Here is a 16,889-nt window from a genome sequence, read left to right as displayed (position 1 = left end):
CGAGCAGCCACCCCATCCTCGCGTCAGGCCGCGATGCCCTTGCCGGTCTCCAGGAGCGACTTGAGGTCGGACAAGATCCAGGCCCAGCCGCCGCCCGCGTTCTCGCCCGGACCGGCGTTGACGTCTTCCTGCGCGCCGGACACGAGCGCCGCGTGGTTGGGCGCACCGGTGACGTCGTGCGTGACGGTAAGCCGGGTGCCCGCGGTCTGCGTTTGCTCGATGTCGTAGGTGACCGTGGTGTACGGCTCGGCGACGAGACTCGGGTCCATCTGCAGTTTCCACGTGATCACCAGCTTGCGCGGCGGATCCACTTCGAGCACTTCGCCGTCGACGAGATCGTTGGTGATGCCCAAATCGACGAACTCCTGGGTCGGCTTGGTGCGGTGCTTGCCGCCGCGCTTGAGGTCGAACTCGGCCAGGCCGGTGTAGCCGTACTTCGCCGTCCACTCCGGCTTGGTGATGGCGTCCCACACCGCCTGCGGGGTGGCCTTGATGTAGACGCGGTTGACCTGCACGGTCGTGGTGTCGCTCATTGTTCGGGCTCCTTCAGGGATTCTTCGGCTTCGAGCTGAGCCTTGAGGTCCAGCAGCGCCGAGGTGTGGTGTGCGGTGTACTTGTCGATCCAGCGGTCGTGGATCCGGCGGATGGGGACCGGGTTCAGGAAATGCCGTTTCTCCCGGCCCTCCTTGCGCGAGACGACCAGGTCGGCCTCCTCGAGCAGCTTGAGGTGTTTCATCACCCCGAACCGGGTCATGTCCACTTCGGACTCCAGCTCGGTGAGCGTGCGGCCGTCCCGTGCGTAGAGCAGGTCGAGCAGGAACCGGCGGGTCGGATCCGCCAGAGCCTTGAAAACCAGGTCCTCGTCGGGCACGCACCGAGATTAGGTGACCAAAAGGTCACATGTCAACTGGTCAGGCGGAGAGGGTGGGACGACTGGCTGGGGCAACCTCGTCGACGGCCGTACGGGTGACGTTTCGTCCGGATGCGGCACATCGCGGCTTGTGGGCGGTACCTTCTGGTTTGCTGGCCCGCTGGGGAGTCGCGACAGCGAAGATGGGGGAAATATGTATCGAACGAGGATTCTTTTCACCGTCGCGCTGGCTGTTGCCGCGGTGATCTTGCCGTCGGCGGCGTATGCCAGTGCGGCGGACCTGCATGATTGTCCCGACGATTAGCGGATATCGGTGGAATGGCAAGGCCCGCTCGGTCCGCGCTACAACTTCGACAACGTGGTCAGTTCGCTCCGATCGTGCACATGAGCCAGTAACCAGGCGTCGGAAGAGAAATGAAGAATGCGGTGAAGATGTCGATGGTGCACCGCGAACGCGACACAGTTCCGGCGGATTCGGTCAACTGTGACAGCAAAGGCGGGAACGGGTCAGCGGGGTGAGCGGCCACTGCGCGTTCCTCGCGACCGGTGAGTTGTACGGCAGCCACACCGGCACCAGGGTGGCAATCGGTTCCACCGGCGATTTCGCCCGCTAGCGAGGCGGGCCAAACGGCCGCGGCGGGACTTCCCGAAGAGGAAGCCCCGCCGCGGCCGTGAACAGTTTCAACCAGCGCTAAAGCAGTGCGCCCAACGGCAGGATCAACGCGATCGCCACCACCGAGATGACCGTTTCCATCACCGACCAGCTCTTCAGCGTCTGGCCGACCGACATCCCGAAGTACTCCTTGACCAGCCAGAACCCGGCGTCGTTCAGATGCGAGAAGAAAAGCGATCCAGCACCGATGGCCAGCACCAGCAGTGCGTTGTGCGTCGGGTCGAGGGTCGCGGCCAGCGGGGCGACGATGCCCGCCGCGGAGACCGTCGCGACCGTCGCCGAGCCGGTCGCCAGGCGGATCGCCACCGCGACCAGCCAGCCGAGCAGCAGCGGGGACAGGTGCGCGCCCTTGGCGAGGCTGGTGATCACGTCGCCGACCCCGGCGTCCACCAGCGTCTGCTTGAACCCGCCGCCCGCGGCCACGATCAGCACGATCCCGGCGATCGGGCCGAGGGAATCGCCGATGATCGACGACAGCCGTTGCCGGTTCAGCCGCGCCGGACGGCCCAGCACGACCATGCCGACGAGGACCGCCAGCAGCAGCGCGACGAGCGGGTCGCCGATGAAGTCCAGGACGCGGCGGGCCGGGTTCGCCTTGCCCGCCAAGATGTCCGCGAGTGCCTTCGCCAGCATCAGGACGACCGGCAGCAGCACGGTGGACAGAGTCGCGCCGAAGCTCGGACGGTGCTTTTCGTCGGTGCCCTCGGATTCCGGGACCAGCCGGGCGGGCGGTGCGGCGTCGGGCACCATCTTCGCGGCGAGGCGGCCGAACAGCGGACCGGCGATGATCACCGTGGGCAGCCCGACCAGCAGGCCCAGCCCCAGGGTGAGGCCGACGTTGGCGTTCAGCGAACCGGCGGCGGCCAGCGGACCGGGGTGCGGCGGGATCAGGCCGTGCAGCACCGACAACCCGGCCAAGGCCGGAATTCCCAGCAGCAGCACGGGTTTCCCGCTGCGCTTGGCGACCAGCAGCACCACCGGGATCAGCATGACCAGGCCGATCTCGAAGAACATCGGCAACCCGATCAGCGCGGCGACCAGCGCCATCGCCCACGGCAGCCCGGGCCCGCGGACCCGGCCGAGCACGGTGTCCACGATCCGGTCCGCGCCGCCGGAATCGGCGAGCAGTTTGCCCAGCATCGCGCCGAACGCGATCAATACGCCGACGGACGCGACGGTGCTGCCGACGCCGTTCGTGAAGCTCTTCAGCAGCTTGTCCACCGGCATTCCGGCGACCAGGCCGAGCACGCCGGAACCCAGCGTGAGCGCGAGCAGCGGATGCAGTTTGACCTTGCTGATCAGGACCACGATCACGGCGATGGCGAGCACCGTGGCGACGATCAGGCGGGTGTCGTGGCCGGTCCAGCCGGCGGCGAGGATAGTCATGCGCGCTCCCGGAACGCTTTGAGCGCCGCCTCGACGAGGTCGGCGGGCGAGAGGCTGATGTCGAAGGTCGCTCCCGGCTCGTCCGCTTCCAGCGGTTCGAGGTCGGCGAGCTGGGAATCGAGCAGCGAAACCGGCATGAAGTGGCCGGTACGGGTCTTCATCCGCTCGGCGAGCAGGTCACGCGAGCCGTGCAGGTGCAGGAACCACACATCCCCGCCGCCACGCAGCACGTCGCGGTAGCGCCGCTTCAGAGCGGACGAACTCACGACAGCGCCGTTCTCGTGATGCTCCCGGATCCAGGACGCGATCGCCGCCAGCCACGGCGCCCGGTCCTCGTCGGTCAGCGGGTGCCCGGCGGTCATCTTTTCGATGTTCGCGCGAGGGTGGAAGGTGTCTGCTTCGGCGTACACGGTCCCGAGTTCCTGCGCGAGCGCTGTGCCCACCGTTGTCTTGCCCGAGCCTGATACGCCCATCACCACGATGACCGTCATCCGCACCTCCCACGTCTTTGTGCCCTGGAGAGTCAAACTCAAAAGTACTACTTAATCAAGAAGAAGTAGTACTTAATCGAATCAGAGCGCTAGGTTGACTGCGTGGGGACTGATCGGCACGAGGACATGCTCGACGAGCTCGGCGCGGCGATCGCGAGCGGCGAGCTGGCGCCGGGTGCGGTGCTGCGCTCGGAGGAGCTGCAGGAGCGGTACGGGGCGTCGCGGACTGTGGCCCGCGAGGTCGTGCGGGTCCTCGAGACGATGGGGCTGACCAGCAGCCGCCGCCGCGTCGGGGTCACCGTCCGCGAGCCGGCCGAGTGGAACCACTATGACCCGCGGCTGATCCGCTGGCAGCTCGACGGCGCGGACCGGGCGGCCGCGCTCCGCACGCTGACCGAACTGCGCTCGGCTGTCGAACCGTGCGCCGCCCGGTTCGCCGCGATCCGGGCGACCCCGGAGGAACGCGGGCGCCTCCGCGCACTGGCCGTGCACCTCCAGCGCACGGCGCGCGCTCGTGACCTCGAAACCTTCCTCGGCCACGACGTCGCGTTCCACGATCTGCTGCTGTCCGCGTCGCGGAATCCGATGTTCGCGCAGCTGTCCTCCGTGGTCGCGGAAGTGCTCGCCGGCCGCACCGAACACGGCCTGATGCCCGAAGAACCGCAGCCCGAGGCGGTCGCGCTGCACGTCGAGGTCGCCGAGGCGATCGACCTCGGCGACGCGGCTCGCGCCGAACGCGCGATGCGCGACATCGTGGAGCAGGCACGCGAGGAAATCGCCGTCGCGGTGTCGAGTAATCTCGGCGGCTGAATCGTCCACGTTCGGGGGGCTACAGGTGAGCGCGGCGCGCGCGATCGGCTTGATTCTCGGTTTGGCCGCTGACGGTGCTCTCGGCGATCCGCGGCGACGGCCGCCGGTCACCGCCTTCCACCGGGTAGTCGCCGCCACCGGTTCTCGGCGCGCGACCGGACTCGGAATCGCTGGTGCGGCAGTCGCGGCCGGAGTGCTGGCCGAGCGCGCCGGCCGCCGCAGTCCGGTGTGCCAGGCGACGGCGACAGCGGTGGCGACTTGGGCGGTCGTCGGCGCGTCCGGGCTGGCCACGCAGGGCACGGAACTGGCTCGCGATCTCGAGGAAGGCCGTCTGGAACCCGCGCGCGACACATTGTCCGAACTGGACCCGCGCGTCACCGACGGACTGAGCACGATCGGGCTTTCCCGTGCGTCCGTGGAAACTCTGGCCGAGAACACGTCCGAAGTGGTCGTTACCCCACTGCTGTGGGGTGCGGTCGCGGGCGTGCCCGGACTGCTCGCGGCACGGACGGTCGGGCTGCTGCGCCGTCTGCTTCCCGGGCACTGGGTGATCGACCGGCTCGATGAACTCGTCCACCTTCTGCCGACCCGGGTCGCCGCCGCGTTGACCGTCCTGGGCGCTCCGGTCGTCGGCGGTTCGGCGGGCGGCGCGTGGCGGGCTTGGCGGCGGGACACGATCGCACACCCGAGCCCGAACGCCGGTCGGGTCGAGGCGGCTTTCGCTGGGGCGCTGGAAATCCGCGTCGGCGGACGGACCGAGTACCCGCAAGGGGTCGTGGAATTGCCGGTGCTCGGCGTCGGCCGGAACCCGGACGCCGGACACGTGACGCGCGCAGTGGAACTGTCCCGAGTGGTCGGTTGGCTCGCCGCCGGAACGTCAGTATTCGTAGCGTTGCTGAGCGGAGTGCGCCGCCGAAACCCTTGAGCCGTCAGGGTTTCAGGTGGGAGATGGCCTCCGCGTCGCCTGGACCGTCCCGTTCGGACAACAGCGCGCCGATCCGCTGCCGGTCCTCGGACTTCTTGTTCCCGCCGTACTTGAACTTCGCCCGCACCTCGGTCACCGTCAGCTCGACACCGCGAATCCCGGGCAGCAGCCGCCGGTCCGGAGCGTCCACAGCGGACACGGGGGTGCGCTTGCCGTCCGGCTCGAAGTGCGCCAGCTGGTGGTTGAGCAGCGCGGCTTTCTCCTCGGGATCGTCGACGATCCGGACGTCGCAGGCCAGCTGCACGCTCGCGTAGTACGAGGTGGGCACGCCGAGTGCGGGGTCGTCGGCGGTGTTCCAGTCGGAGCGGATGTAGGCGTAATCGCCGGTCACCGTCAGCAGGGCGCGCGGGTGTTCCTCCAGGAGCGGCCACACCGGGTTCGGCCGGGCGAGATGCAGCCGCACGGTCGCGTCGCCGTCGAAGACGAAATGCGTCGGCACCACCACAGGAAGATCACGGCCGCGGCCGCCGGCGACCAGTTCGCCGAAATCGTGTCCGGCGAGCCATTCCCGCCATTCGTTCTCGTCCGCGGTGTCCCAGGGGTGGATCAGCATGCCGCCAGTATCAACGCCGCAAGTGGCCCCGACAAAGGTCCATTTTCCAGCAAAACGACCAGGCCACTCAGGCGGTTGGCGAGTACTCGTCCTCGTCTTCGGCGAGCATCTCCGCGACGGACTTGCGCCGGCCGCGCTGCGGGCGCTCGGTCGTCAGCGCGCCGCCCGGGCGCAGTTCGCGGACCGTGAAGTACAGCCAGCCCAGCAACGCCATCGTGCCGAACGCCAGCCACTGGAGCGCGTACGAGAAGTACGGGCCCGACTCCAGCTGCGGCAGCGGCAGCGGGCTGAGCACGCCGGGCTGGTTCACGTCGAGCTGGAAGTACCCGGGCCGGATGGCGAGGCCCGACGACTTCGCCACCACGCGCGAGTCGACGGTGTAGCTCTGGAGCTTCCCGTTGGTCGACGCGTCGGCGAACGCTTCGCGGTTCTTCGGATCGGTCTCGTCGCTTCGCACGCGCGCCACAACCGTCACCTGTCCACCTGGCGCGGCCGCGTACGGGAGAACGCCGGAGTTGCTGCTGAGCCCCACGTAGCCGCGGTCGATCAGGTACACAGTGCCGTCAGTCGCGCGAAGCGGCGTCAGAACTTCGTACGCGCCTTCGCCCTGCACAGTGCGCAGCCGCGCGACAACCTCGGCCGAAGGCAGGTACGTGCCGGTGATCGACACGAGGTGCCACTCGGTGTTCTTGTCCGGCTTCGTGCCGGGCGGCAGCAGCTGTGCCACGGGGGCGGGCTTCGCGGTGAACGACGTGGTCAGCGCGTTGTTCTGGCTGACCTGCTCGTTGTCGCGGCGGAACTGCCACGGGGCCAGCAACGTGTAACAGCAGATGGCGAAGGTGAACACCACCACTGTCAACGCCAGCCATCCCGGCCGGAGCAGAAACCGCAACCGCACCCCTCTACGGTAGGCCGTCGCGTTCCGTGTGCGCACCCGGACCGGGCGTCACGCCTGTTCGCGGACCCAGTCCAGCAGTCCCGGCACGCTCCGCTCGATCATCTCGAGCACGTCCTCGAAGCCGTCGTCGCCGCCGTAGTACGGGTCCGGCACCTCGGCGCCTTCCGGGGCGGACGGGTCGAACGAACGCAGCAACCGCACCCGCGAAGGGTCTTCGACGCGCGACTGCAGGAAGCTCAGGTGGCTCTCGTCGGCGGCGAGCAGCAAGTCGGCTCCGAGGTCTTCGTCGCTGACTTCGGCCGCGATGTGCTCTGTGGAGTAGCCGTGCGCCTTCAACGTGGCGCGCGCCCGCCGGTCAGCCGCCTCGCCGACGTGCCACGGCCCGGTGCCCGCGCTCGACACGCGCACGGCGTCAGCGAGACCCGCGTCGGCGAGCTTCTTGCGGAAAACCAGCTCCGCCATGGGGGAGCGGCAGATGTTCCCGGAACAGACAAACACCAGCGTGGGCATGGTTCGCAGTCTTCCAGAGCGATCGTGCGAGGATCCCCAGGTGCCTGCCTTAGCCGAGATCATCGCTGTCCTCGAACGCAGTTACCCGCCCCGGCTGGCGGAAAGCTGGGACGCGGTCGGGCTCGTCTGCGGAGACCCGGCCGAGGACGTCCGCCGCGTGCTGTTCTGTGTCGACCCGGTCGAGGAGACGCTCGCCGAGGCCGAGGAAATCGGTGCGCAGCTGATCGTCGCGCACCATCCGCTGCTGCTGCGCGGCGTGCACGGCGTCCCCGCGGACACCGCCAAAGGCTCGCTCGTGCACCGCATGATCCGCGGCGGCATCGCGCTCTACTGTGCGCACACCAACGCCGATTCGGCCGACCCCGGCGTGTCCGACGCGCTCGCGCGGGCCATCGGCCTCGAGGTCGACCGGCCGCTCGACCCGCACGAACCGGGCGGCCGCACGGGGATCGGCCGGATCGGGCACCTGCCCGCTGAGGAGCCGTTCGCGCGGTTCGTCCAGCGGGTCGCCGACGCGTTGCCGGCCACCGTGCCCGGCGTGCTCGGCGCGGGAGAGGCGGACCGGCCGATCCGCACCGTCGCGGTGTCCGGCGGCGCGGGCGACTCGTACCTCGCGAAGGCGACGGCGGAGGGGGTCGACGCGTACGTGACCGCGGATCTGCGCCACCATCCGGCTGGCGAACACCTCGCCTCCGCCGGAACCGTGCCCGCGCTGGTCGGCCTCACGCACTGGGCCAGCGAGTGGCCGTGGTGCGGACAGGCCTCGGCCCTTGTCGGCGCGGCCTTTGCGGGTACCGTCGAAGCTCACGTCTCCACGCGGTGCACCGACCCGTGGACCATCCGCGCTACCGCCCAGTAACTAAATCAGGGAGCACAGTGAAGGCCGACCCCGCCGTCCAGCGTCAGCTGCTCGAACTCGCGAAGGTGGACGCCGAGCTCTCGCGCGTCGCGCACCGCCGCCGCACCTTGCCCGAGCTCGCCGAGATCGAGGCCGGGGAGAAGGCCGTCCGGGACAAGCGCGACGCGCTCGTGTCCGTCCAGACCGCGACGTCCGACCTCGACCGGGAGATCGCCCGGCAGGAAAAAGAGGTCGAATCGGTGCGGGCGCGCGTGGACCGCGATCGCAAGCTGCTGGAGTCCGGATCGGTCGGCGCCAAGCAGATGACCGACATCGAGCACGAACTGCAGACGCTCGGCCGCCGGCAGAGCGCGCTGGAGGACGACCTGCTGGAGCTGATGGAGCAGCGCGAGGCACTCGGCCTGGACGCGCAGCGCACCAGCGCCGAGGTCGAGAAGGCGGCGCAGGCGGTCGAGGCCGCCAAGGCGCGGCGCGACGAGGCGTTCAAGGACCTCGACACCACCGAGGCCCGCCGCAAGGAGGACCGCGCGAAGCTGCTGCCGCGTTTCCCGGCGCCGCTGCTCAAGCTGTACACCCGCGTCTACGACCACAAGGGCATCGGCGCGGCGCTGCTGCGGGCCCGCCGCTGCGGTGCCTGCCAGCTGGAAATCGACCGCAACGCCATCTCCGAGATCAAGGCCGCGCCCGAGGACGCGGTCGTGCAGTGCGAGAACTGCGGCGCGATCCTGGTCCGCACGCTGGAGTCGGGCCTGTGACCGACCGGGTGATCGTCGAGGCCGACGGCGGATCGCGGGGCAACCCCGGTCCGGCCGGCTACGGCGCGGTCGTCAAGGACGCGGCCACCGGCGAGGTGCTGGCCGAACGCCACGAATACCTCGGCATCGCCACGAACAACGTCGCGGAGTACTCCGGGCTCGTCGCCGGGCTCGCCGCGGCCGCCGAACTCGGAGCGTCCATTGTGGACGTCCGGATGGATTCGAAGCTCGTGGTCGAGCAGATGTCCGGACGGTGGAAGATCAAGCACGCCGCGCTGCAGCCGCTCGCCGCGCAGGCGCGCGAGATCGCGGCGGGCTTCGAGCGGGTCGGCTACACCTGGATCCCGCGCGCGGAGAACGCGCACGCGGACCGGCTCGCGAACGTCGCGATGGACAGCGCCGGGTCCGCCGCCACCTCGTCCGCCCCGGTCGCCGAGGTGCGGGAAAAGGCCGGGACCGCGAAGACCGAGGTCACGGAAACGGACCGGGTCTCCCCGGCGGGCTGGACCGGAGCCCGCGGCACGCCCACCAAACTGCTCCTGCTGCGGCACGGCCAGACCGAGATGTCAGTCGACCGCCGCTACTCCGGGCGCGGCGACGTCCCGCTCACCGAGCACGGCCGGGGCCAGGCCGCGGCGGCCGCCAAACGGCTGGCCGCGATGCCGGGGCTGATCGGCGACGACGGCGAGCCGGCTCCGATCGTCTCGTCGCCGCTGATCCGCACCAAGCAGACCGCGCAGGCGGTCGCCGACGCGCTCGGCGGCCGGGTCGAGACGCATCCCGGGCTGATCGAGACCGACTTCGGCGAATGGGAGGGCCTCACCTTCGCCGAGGCCGCGCGACGGGACCCGGAGCTGCACCGCTGCTGGCTGAGCGATTCGTCGTGCCCGCCGCCCGGCGGCGAGAGCTTCGACGCGGTCCACGAACGAGTCGGCAAGGCCCGGCGCGACCTGGTCGAACAGTACGACGGGCGCACGGTCCTCGTGGTCAGCCACGTGACGCCGATCAAGACCCTGCTGCGGATGGGGCTCGACGCCGGGCCGTCGCTGCTGTTCCGGCTGCACTTGGACCTGGCGTCGCTGTCGATCGTCGAGTTCTACCCGGACGGCAACGCCTCGGTCCGGCTGGTCAACGACATCTCGCACCTCTCCTGAGCAGCGCTGATGTGAGGTGGATCACGGTCGGGGATAACGTGTGAAACGGCCCCGATGAGGTATTGGCTAGAGTGCGGTGTCGACCGCGGCGCCGCGGCGCCGGTCCCGTCCGGGACCTCAAGGGGGGCGCAGGCTCGTGCGTTTCTTCGGCATCCACAAGTGGAAATAGTGACGAGGACATGACGGCTAGCGCACTCACCGCAGTATCCGAGCCCGACCTGCCGGGGGAGGAGACGACCGACCCGCCCGCGCGGTTCAAGCTCAGCTGGCTGGCGTCGACGCTGGCGGTGCTGGCCGGTGTGGCCGCGGTCGCCTGGCACGCCACCCGCTACGGGCACTGGATCGTCGACGACGCGGCCATCACGTTCTCCTACTCGCGCAGCGTCGCCGAAGGACTCGGCCCGGTGCTGGCCCCCGGCCAGCCGCCGGTGGAGGGCTTCTCCGACCCGACCTGGATGATCCTGCTCGCGCTGGGCAAGGTCGCCGGCCTGTTCGACAAGGGCCTGCTGTTCGGCATCCCGGACTACGTGCTGTTCCCCAAGCTGCTCGGCCTGTTCTTCGCCGCGGGCATCCTGGTGCTGTGCCACCTCGTGGCCCGCCAGGTGTTCCGCAGGCACGCGTGGGCGATCACCCTGGCCACCGGCCTCGGGCTGGCGGCGATCCCGTCGTTCGTGATCTGGGTCGTCTCCGGCCTCGAGAACTCGCTGTTCGCGTTCTTCACCACCGCGCTGGCCGCGCTGCTGTTCACCGCGCTGCGCAAGGAAAACCCGCTGTCGTTCAAGGTCGCGATCGTCGCGGGCGTGCTCGTCGCGGCCGCCGCGCTGACCCGGCCGGAAGGCCTGATCTACGCCAGCGCGTACCCGATCGTCCTGCTGTTCGGCGTGAAGCGCGAAGGGTTCTGGCGCAGCTTCCGGTCCGCGCTGGTGTCCATCGCGGCCTTCGGCGTGCTGTTCGGCGGCTACGTCGTCTGGCGGTACACGGAATTCCACCGGCTGCTGGCCAACCCGTCGGTCGCCAAGAAGCAGGGCCTGCCGACCTTCGGCTCGATCATCCGGCCGCACCAGCTGGTGGAGTACGCGGGCGTCGCGCTGACGCTCGTGGTTGTCGCCGTGGTCGTCTGGGCGCTGGTCAAGGCGCCGTGGCGGCGTCCGCTGATCGGGCTGGTCACGCCGCTCGCGCTCGGCGTGATCGCGTACGGCGTGATGGTGCCGGACTGGATGGCGCAATACCGCTTCGCGACGCCGGTGTGGGTGCTCGGCACTTTGTGCGGCGTCATGGCCTTCGCCGAACTGCTGCGTTCGCTGCCGAAGGTGCAGTGGCGGGCGGTCGCGGCGCTCGTGCTCGCCGCCGCGTCGGTCCCGTCGGCGATCGGCTTCGTGCAGCAGTCCGACGAGTTCATCAAGAACCCCACCGTGCCGGCGTGCCTGATCGCCGACCGGTTCGGCCGCGGCTTCAACACGTACGCGGACATGCTCGGCCTGCAGCACGCGTCCCTGCTGCTGCCCGACCTGGGCGGTTCGTCGATGACCAGCCGGCTCGAGCTGGTCGACATGGCCGGTCTGGTCAACGCGCCGATCGCCGACCTCACGCACAAGGAAGACATCGAAGGCCTGCGCAACTACGTGTTCGACACGGTCAAGCCGACCTTCATCCACTCGTGGGGCCCGTGGGCGGACGGCAACGAGATCAGCATCGACCCGCGCATCGACCGGGACTACCTGCCGATCCTGATCTACCCCGGCCCGGGCAAGCGCCAGGGCGACTTCGTCCGCAAGGACGCGGTCACCGACCCGGCGAAGCTCGCCGCCGTCCAGCACTACGCGCAGGTCACCATGATGAACGTGGAAGCGCAGCGGTTCGGCGACGGTCTCGACGACTGCGGCCCGACGCTGTCGCGCGGCAGCACGATCGCCCCGCGCGGCTAGAGCACCAGCCACAACGCACACGTCGCCGCTGCCAGCGACAGCGGCGTCGTGAGCGCTCCGAGCTTCAGGAATTCGCCCACCGGCGGATGCTGCCCGTGCCGGACCACGACACGGCGCCACAGCAGCGTCGCGAGCGAACCGAGGTACGTCGCATTCGGGCCGATGTTCACGCCCAGCAGCACGGCGAGCAGCACGCCCTGATTCGGATGCGGTCCCAGCACGGACAGCAGGATCAGCGTCGCGGGCAGGTTGTTCACGACGTTCGCCAGCACGGCCGCGAGGCCCGCGGCGAGGAGGAGTTCGGGCAGCCCGGCCGTCGTCGGCAGGATCGTGCGCAGCAGCCCGCCGAGAACATGCTCGTCGACCGCTTCGACCACCACGGCGAGGGCGAGCACGAAGAGGACCAGCAGCGGGGACGCTTCGGTGATCACCTGCCACGGCCGGATCTTCCGCTCCGCCAAGGCTTTCACGGCCAGGACGAGCGCGGTGAGCGCGGCGATCCAGACCGGTTCGACGTGCACCAGCTGTCCGGTCGCGAATCCGATCAGCATGACCGCCAGCACGATGAGGGTGAAGATCGGCGGTTCGCGGTGTTCGGGTCGGCGAGAGCTGACCGGTTCGCGGAGATCCTTGCGGAAGAACCAGGCGAACGCGGCGAGTTCGACAGCGAGGGTGACCAGCCACGGCAACGCCATCAGCGCGGTGAAACCGGCGAAGGTGAGGCCGGAAGTGGTGAAGGCGAGCAGATTCGTCAGGTTGGAGACAGGGAAGAGCGTGGAGGCGGAGTTGGCCAGGTGCGCGCACGCGTAGACGTGCGGACGCGCGGTGAGCTTCAGTTCCGCGGCGGTGGCGAGGACGACCGGGGTCAGCAGGACGACGGTCGCGTCGAGGCTGAGGACGGCGGTGACGATCGCTGCCGCGGCGAAGGTGAGCAGGAGGAGCCGCGGCTGCCGTCCGCGGCAGATTTCGGCAAGCTCGGCGCCTAGCCAGGTGAAGACGCCCTCCGCCGCGGCGAGGTGGCTGACCAGCAGGATCGCCGCGAGAAAGCCCATCGTGGGCAGCATCTGGACGACCCGTTCGCCTGCTTCGGGCAGGGAAGTCAGGCCGAGCGCGAGGACGATGCCGGCGGCGGGGACCGCGAAGACCGCTTCCGGGAGGCCGCGCGGGCGCGCCATCGCGAACCACAGCGTTCCGGCCAGAAGCAGCAGGGACAGGGCACCGTTCACCCCCGAACGCTAGCCGCAGAGAGATCTCAGATCCCCGCCGGTTCCGGGATTCCCGCCCCGCGCGCCAGCACCCGCTCCTTCTCCCGGATCACCGGAAGCACCTCCCGGCCGAAGTGCTCGACGTCCTCGAGATAGTGCAGAAACCCGAGCAGCAAGAGGTTCGCGCCGCGTTTTTTGTATTCGATCGCCCGGTCCGCGATCTGCTCCGGCGTCCCGATCAGCCCGGTCCGGAATCCGTCGTTGTACTGCACCAGGTCGGCGAACTCCGAATCCGCCCACATGCCCTTGGCGTCCGAAGTGGACTTCCCGGCCTGCGCGACCGCCGAGCGGAATCCCTCGACGGCGGGCACGTTCGCCTTCGCCACGATCTCCCGCAGCACCTCGCGCGCCTCGGCTTCGGTCTCGCGGGCGATCACGAACCCGTTGAGCCCGAACCGCACCGCGTGGTCGTTCTCCGCGGCGTACCCGCGCACCTCGTTGACCTGCTCGCTGAACCCGGCGAAATCCTTGCCATTGCTGAAATACCAGTCCGAAACGCGTCCGGCGAGCTTGCGCGCCGCGGTGGAGTTCCCGCCCTGGAAGACTTCCGGATGCGGTCGTCCGGGACCGGCGACCGGCTTGGGTTTGACGTCGAAATCGTGGATCCGGTAGAAATCGCCGCCGAACTCGGCGTGGTCGTCGGTCCACAATCGCTTGAGCACCCGGATGAACTCCTCCGAGCGGCGGTAGCGCTCGTCGTGTTCGAGCCACGGTTCGCCGAGCCCGGTGAACTCGTCCTTGAACCAGCCGCTGACCACGTTCACCGTGGCCCGGCCGCCGGAGATGACGTCCGCGCTGGCGATGAACTTCGCGAGCACGCCGGGCTGCCACAGTCCGGGATGGACGGCCGCGATGACCTTCAGCCGCTGCGTCGCGAGCAGCAGCGCCAGGCTGAAACCGGTCGATTCGTGCTGGTAGGCAGCACCGTAGCTGGCGGTGTAGCGGACCTGAGTAAGCGCGTAGTCGAAGCCGTTGTTCTCGGCGAGCACGGCGAGTTCGCGGTTGTACTCGTAGCCCCAGTCGGTGCGCTGTTCGATGTCGCTGGTGACCAGGCCGCCGCTCACATTCGGGACCCAGTAAGCGAATTTCAGCGGTTCCTGCGGTTCGGGTGCGGTCATGGCGGGAGTGAAACAGCGGCCAGGAAGGGGGTCAACGCGCGTCCACGCGGTGGAATGTGCCAACCCGTGCCGGGGTCGCGCGGTCTCCCGGGTAGGCTGTTTCGGCGGACGAGCTGGCAGGACGGTCGCGGCCCGGGTTCTCCCGGTCCGAGGAAAGTCCGGACTCCGCAGGGCAGGGTGGTTGCTAACGGCAACCCGGGGCGACCCGCGGGACAGTGCCACAGAAAACAGACCGCCTCCGTCCCCGGACGGGGGTAAGGGTGAAACGGTGGTGTAAGAGACCACCAGCATCCCGGGTGACCGGGATGGCTCGGTAAACCCCACCCGGAGCAAGGCCAAGAGGGAGCTTCGCTCCTGCGCAGGCGATCGAGGGCGGCCCGTCCGATGCCTGCGGGTAGGCCGCTGGAGCCTGCCGGCGACGGCAGGCCGAGATGGATGACCGTCGCCCGGTCCGCCGCGAGGCGGCCCGGGAACAGGATCCGGCTTACATGCCAGCTCGTCCGCCCGATCGCTACGATCGGGCGCATGGGTCAAGCCGTCGCCGCCGCTGTCGCCTTCCGCACCACCTTCGACGCTCTGCACGCCCCCGTCTACTTCGCGCCGGAGACTCAGCAACGGCTCGCCGCCGCCGGCCTCAAACCGGAGTCGATGACCTACTTCGCCAGCCGCGCCGCGGCGATGGGACAGGTCGGAGCGGGCACGGTCACGGCCGCGTTCTACAGCTTCAACCCCGGGCTCGTCGCCCACTTCGTCCCGCGCGTCTGGACGATCGCCACCCCGGAGACTGTCCTGGAAGCGCGGCTCGCCGCCGTCGACGAGATCTACCGCCGGCTGTTCGGCGAGGAGCTGCTCGCGTCCTCGGAGGTCGCCGAAGCTGCCGCGCTTGCCCGGGAAGCCACCGAGGGCTGCCGTCCGGAGGGGCGTCCGCTCTACGCCGCGCACGCGGACCTGGAGTGGCCCGAACAACCGCACCTCGCGCTCTGGCACGCGATCACTCTGCTGCGCGAGCACCGAGGAGACGGGTACGTCGCCGCGCTGACCACGAATGGCCTGCCCGGCCTCGAGGCGCTGGTAACCCACAGCGCGACCAGCAACGGAACCCCTCCGGACGCCGCCAAGCGCACTCGCGGCTGGAGCGACGAGGAATGGGACGCGGCCGCGGCGCGGCTGGCCGTCGACGGAATCCTCGACGCGGACGGCGCGCTCACCGAGCGCGGACTGGAGCTGCGCGAGCGCGTCGAGTCGGCGACCAACACGGCGGCGCAAGGACCGTGGCGGCACCTCGGCGAGGAGAAGACGGCCCGGCTGGAGGAGCTGTGCGCTCCGCTCAGTCGTCAGGTGATCGAAGCGGGCGCGATCCCGAGCGCGGCGTTCCGCGCCTGATCCGCGAGACGGTCGGGAACTGCCCGGGATCACGCTTTGTAGTGAACAAATGCGCACATCGGACGTGATGGTGACCGTTATCGCATCAGAGAGTGATCAATTCCGAAGTGTTTTCCACCCCGGTTGTCACTCACCGGACTCGCGGCGGAACGCCGATCGGGGCATGCCACACTGGTGTCTGCCCGACACGCCGGTTCGCGGCGCACTGAGAGTGAGCACCGCGCGTTTTGCGGAGCCGCACCGCCGGAGCACTGCGCAATCCGGGTGGCTTGGGTTATTCCGGAGCACCCTTGCCACGATGATGGAGGGCGAGGAATCCTGACCACCGGACCGCAGTACCCGCCCCTTGACCACAAGTCGACTTCGACCGATATCTACGCAGCGCGCTTTGACCATTACCCCTTGTAACGCCATGATGGTGTTCGTAGCTTCGCCGAAGCCAGAACAGCGCGGCGCCAACCGTGCACCGGGAGTATCGCGATGACCAGCATGACCGCCCTCGAGACTCTTGCGGCCGGAGGAGAGCTCGGCACCGGCAACGTCCGTACCTGGCTGCTCGACAACGTCATCCCGCTCGTGCTGCTCGCGGTAGCCCTGCTGCTGCTGTGGCTCGGCGGCGGCAAGGGCGACAACGCGGGCGTCATGCGGCGGCTCGCGGGCGTGGTCATCGCGCTCGCGATCATCGGTCTCGCGGTGAGCGGCGCGGGCGTGAACGTGGGCCAGTGGATCGCCGGCCTGTTCACCGGCTGAGGCGGAGCAGGCGTGCGGATCAGGACCGATGACGAGGTATACCGGGTCGATGCCGTCTGGCTCGGCCCGCCGAAAGCGACTTTTCCCTGGCGAGCCCGGTACGTCGCGTGGCTCGTCGGCATTCCGGTCTTCCTGGTCGTGCTCACCGTGGAGCGGTGGGTCGGCTGGAGTTTCGGGTTTTTCTCCACGGCGTGGGCGTTCGTGGCCACGATCGCGATCACCCGGCTGATCACCGCCAAGATCAGCCACGAGCGCCCGCTGGGCGCGGTGATCGCGATGATGGGCCAGGAATTGCGCACGCCGAGAGAACGGACCTCGGGCACCGGCGGCGCGGTGAGCGCCAGCCGGGTCCGGGTGCGGGCGGAGCGCCCGCTGCCGAAGCACAAGAGAAGGCGGCAATACCAGCACCGCGACCCGCGTCGCGGTGCTGGCGCGAGTGCCGGGAACCAGGGAGCACCACGAGCGCGCCGGAGCCGCCCCGCGGCTCGGGCCGGGAGGTAGTC

Annotated in this window: 18 protein-coding genes and 1 other RNA gene; 10 read left to right on the top strand and 9 right to left on the bottom strand. The window is 69.3% G+C overall.

What is annotated here, in order from left to right:
* Positions 1-23: 23 nt before the first annotated feature.
* The 4 genes from ATK30_RS12150 to ATK30_RS12135 all read right to left on the bottom strand — a co-directional run bounded on the left by ATK30_RS12150 (position 24) and on the right by ATK30_RS12135 (position 3,421).
* Positions 24-533 (bottom strand): SRPBCC domain-containing protein, encoded by a 510-nt coding sequence (locus tag ATK30_RS12150; protein WP_101435698.1) that lies wholly within the window; start codon positions 531-533, stop codon positions 24-26.
* Positions 530-871, bottom strand: a complete 342-nt coding sequence (locus tag ATK30_RS12145; protein ID WP_101435697.1) for an ArsR/SmtB family transcription factor — start codon at positions 869-871, stop codon at positions 530-532. Before ATK30_RS12145 ends, ATK30_RS12150 begins: the two co-directional genes overlap by 4 nt.
* A 691-nt stretch (positions 872-1,562) precedes the next feature.
* Positions 1,563-2,930 carry a GntT/GntP/DsdX family permease gene (locus ATK30_RS12140; RefSeq protein ID WP_101435696.1) on the bottom strand — a complete coding sequence of 456 codons (1,368 nt, stop codon included), beginning with the start codon at positions 2,928-2,930 and terminating at the stop codon, positions 1,563-1,565.
* Positions 2,927-3,421, bottom strand: coding sequence for a gluconokinase (locus tag ATK30_RS12135; RefSeq protein WP_167441890.1), 495 nt, complete (start codon positions 3,419-3,421; stop codon positions 2,927-2,929). The genes ATK30_RS12140 and ATK30_RS12135 overlap by 4 nt, the downstream gene beginning before the upstream one ends.
* 126 nt (positions 3,422-3,547) lie before the next feature.
* Between ATK30_RS12135 and ATK30_RS12130 the strand changes: the two genes are divergently transcribed.
* A complete protein-coding gene (locus ATK30_RS12130) occupies positions 3,548-4,231 on the top strand; it encodes a FadR/GntR family transcriptional regulator (protein ID WP_101435694.1) in 684 nt (227 codons plus the stop codon).
* Positions 4,232-4,256: 25 nt separating this feature from the next.
* The gene (locus ATK30_RS12125; protein ID WP_101435693.1) at positions 4,257-5,156 is read left to right on the top strand and encodes a cobalamin biosynthesis protein CobD/CbiB; all 900 of its coding nucleotides are present in this window, start codon (positions 4,257-4,259) and stop codon (positions 5,154-5,156) included.
* Positions 5,157-5,160: 4 nt separating this feature from the next.
* On the opposite strand, the gene ATK30_RS12120 is transcribed toward ATK30_RS12125, so the two are convergent.
* The 3 genes from ATK30_RS12120 to ATK30_RS12110 all read right to left on the bottom strand — a co-directional run bounded on the left by ATK30_RS12120 (position 5,161) and on the right by ATK30_RS12110 (position 7,177).
* Positions 5,161-5,769 carry an FMN-binding negative transcriptional regulator gene (locus ATK30_RS12120; protein WP_101435692.1) on the bottom strand — a complete coding sequence of 203 codons (609 nt, stop codon included), beginning with the start codon at positions 5,767-5,769 and terminating at the stop codon, positions 5,161-5,163.
* A gap of 67 nt (positions 5,770-5,836) precedes the next feature.
* A complete protein-coding gene (locus ATK30_RS12115; RefSeq protein ID WP_101435691.1) occupies positions 5,837-6,667 on the bottom strand; it encodes an SURF1 family cytochrome oxidase biogenesis protein in 831 nt (276 codons plus the stop codon).
* A 48-nt stretch (positions 6,668-6,715) separates the two neighbouring features.
* Complete coding sequence (locus ATK30_RS12110; RefSeq protein WP_101435690.1) at positions 6,716-7,177, bottom strand: low molecular weight protein-tyrosine-phosphatase; 462 nt, start codon at positions 7,175-7,177, stop codon at positions 6,716-6,718.
* Positions 7,178-7,217: 40 nt separating this feature from the next.
* Here ATK30_RS12110 and ATK30_RS12105 point away from each other — a divergent pair, with 40 nt between their 5' ends.
* From ATK30_RS12105 to ATK30_RS12090, 4 genes are all read left to right on the top strand, one after another.
* A complete protein-coding gene (locus tag ATK30_RS12105) occupies positions 7,218-8,036 on the top strand; it encodes a Nif3-like dinuclear metal center hexameric protein (RefSeq protein WP_101435689.1) in 819 nt (272 codons plus the stop codon).
* Between the two features lie 17 nt (positions 8,037-8,053).
* Positions 8,054-8,791, top strand: coding sequence for a zinc ribbon domain-containing protein (locus ATK30_RS12100; RefSeq protein ID WP_101435688.1), 738 nt, complete (start codon positions 8,054-8,056; stop codon positions 8,789-8,791).
* On the top strand, positions 8,788-9,945 hold the full coding sequence (locus ATK30_RS12095) for a bifunctional RNase H/acid phosphatase (RefSeq protein ID WP_208637328.1): 1,158 nt from the start codon (positions 8,788-8,790) through the stop codon (positions 9,943-9,945). The genes ATK30_RS12100 and ATK30_RS12095 overlap by 4 nt, the downstream gene beginning before the upstream one ends.
* A gap of 179 nt (positions 9,946-10,124) precedes the next feature.
* Positions 10,125-11,870 (top strand): hypothetical protein, encoded by a 1,746-nt coding sequence (locus ATK30_RS12090; protein WP_101435687.1) that lies wholly within the window; start codon positions 10,125-10,127, stop codon positions 11,868-11,870.
* On the opposite strand, the gene ATK30_RS12085 is transcribed toward ATK30_RS12090, so the two are convergent.
* Both ATK30_RS12085 and sfnG read right to left on the bottom strand, forming a co-directional pair.
* Complete coding sequence (locus tag ATK30_RS12085; RefSeq protein ID WP_101440769.1) at positions 11,867-13,045, bottom strand: SLC13 family permease; 1,179 nt, start codon at positions 13,043-13,045, stop codon at positions 11,867-11,869. The genes ATK30_RS12090 and ATK30_RS12085 overlap by 4 nt on opposite strands.
* 77 nt (positions 13,046-13,122) lie before the next feature.
* The gene (sfnG, locus tag ATK30_RS12080) at positions 13,123-14,253 is read right to left on the bottom strand and encodes a dimethylsulfone monooxygenase SfnG (protein ID WP_101435686.1); all 1,131 of its coding nucleotides are present in this window, start codon (positions 14,251-14,253) and stop codon (positions 13,123-13,125) included.
* A 109-nt stretch (positions 14,254-14,362) separates the two neighbouring features.
* On the opposite strand from sfnG, the gene rnpB reads away from it, so the two are divergent.
* From rnpB to ATK30_RS12060, 4 genes are all read left to right on the top strand, one after another.
* Positions 14,363-14,756, top strand: an RNA gene (gene rnpB, locus ATK30_RS12075) — RNase P RNA component class A.
* A gap of 22 nt (positions 14,757-14,778) precedes the next feature.
* The gene (locus ATK30_RS12070) at positions 14,779-15,636 is read left to right on the top strand and encodes an SCO6745 family protein (RefSeq protein WP_101435685.1); all 858 of its coding nucleotides are present in this window, start codon (positions 14,779-14,781) and stop codon (positions 15,634-15,636) included.
* 480 nt (positions 15,637-16,116) lie between these two features.
* Positions 16,117-16,386: a hypothetical protein gene (locus ATK30_RS12065; protein ID WP_101435684.1), complete on the top strand. Its 270-nt coding sequence runs from the start codon at positions 16,117-16,119 to the stop codon at positions 16,384-16,386.
* A 12-nt stretch (positions 16,387-16,398) separates the two neighbouring features.
* The gene (locus ATK30_RS12060; protein WP_101435683.1) at positions 16,399-16,887 is read left to right on the top strand and encodes a hypothetical protein; all 489 of its coding nucleotides are present in this window, start codon (positions 16,399-16,401) and stop codon (positions 16,885-16,887) included.
* Positions 16,888-16,889 lie beyond the last annotated feature (2 nt).

The organism is Amycolatopsis echigonensis (genome assembly GCF_002846615.1).
GTDB classification, from domain to species: Bacteria; Actinomycetota; Actinomycetes; order Mycobacteriales; family Pseudonocardiaceae; genus Amycolatopsis; species Amycolatopsis echigonensis.
Note: the sequence above shows the minus strand (reverse complement) of the source record. Positions and strands in the feature narration are given on the sequence as shown.

What these genes read in the sequence shown, in the direction of transcription:
- ATK30_RS12150 (WP_101435698.1), bottom strand. Translation starts at nt 533, where the DNA reads ATGAGCGACACCACGACCGTGCAGGTCAACCGCGTCTACATCAAGGCC.
- ATK30_RS12140 (WP_101435696.1), bottom strand. Translation starts at nt 2,930, where the DNA reads ATGACTATCCTCGCCGCCGGCTGGACCGGCCACGACACCCGCCTGATC.
- ATK30_RS12135 (WP_167441890.1), bottom strand. Translation starts at nt 3,421, where the DNA reads ATGACGGTCATCGTGGTGATGGGCGTATCAGGCTCGGGCAAGACAACG.
- ATK30_RS12130 (WP_101435694.1), top strand. Translation starts at nt 3,548, where the DNA reads ATGCTCGACGAGCTCGGCGCGGCGATCGCGAGCGGCGAGCTGGCGCCG.
- ATK30_RS12120 (WP_101435692.1), bottom strand. Translation starts at nt 5,769, where the DNA reads ATGCTGATCCACCCCTGGGACACCGCGGACGAGAACGAATGGCGGGAA.
- ATK30_RS12110 (WP_101435690.1), bottom strand. Translation starts at nt 7,177, where the DNA reads ATGCCCACGCTGGTGTTTGTCTGTTCCGGGAACATCTGCCGCTCCCCC.
- ATK30_RS12090 (WP_101435687.1), top strand. Translation starts at nt 10,125, where the DNA reads ATGACGGCTAGCGCACTCACCGCAGTATCCGAGCCCGACCTGCCGGGG.
- ATK30_RS12085 (WP_101440769.1), bottom strand. Translation starts at nt 13,045, where the DNA reads ATGGCGCGCCCGCGCGGCCTCCCGGAAGCGGTCTTCGCGGTCCCCGCC.
- sfnG (WP_101435686.1), bottom strand. Translation starts at nt 14,253, where the DNA reads ATGACCGCACCCGAACCGCAGGAACCGCTGAAATTCGCTTACTGGGTC.
- ATK30_RS12070 (WP_101435685.1), top strand. Translation starts at nt 14,779, where the DNA reads ATGGGTCAAGCCGTCGCCGCCGCTGTCGCCTTCCGCACCACCTTCGAC.
- ATK30_RS12065 (WP_101435684.1), top strand. Translation starts at nt 16,117, where the DNA reads ATGACCAGCATGACCGCCCTCGAGACTCTTGCGGCCGGAGGAGAGCTC.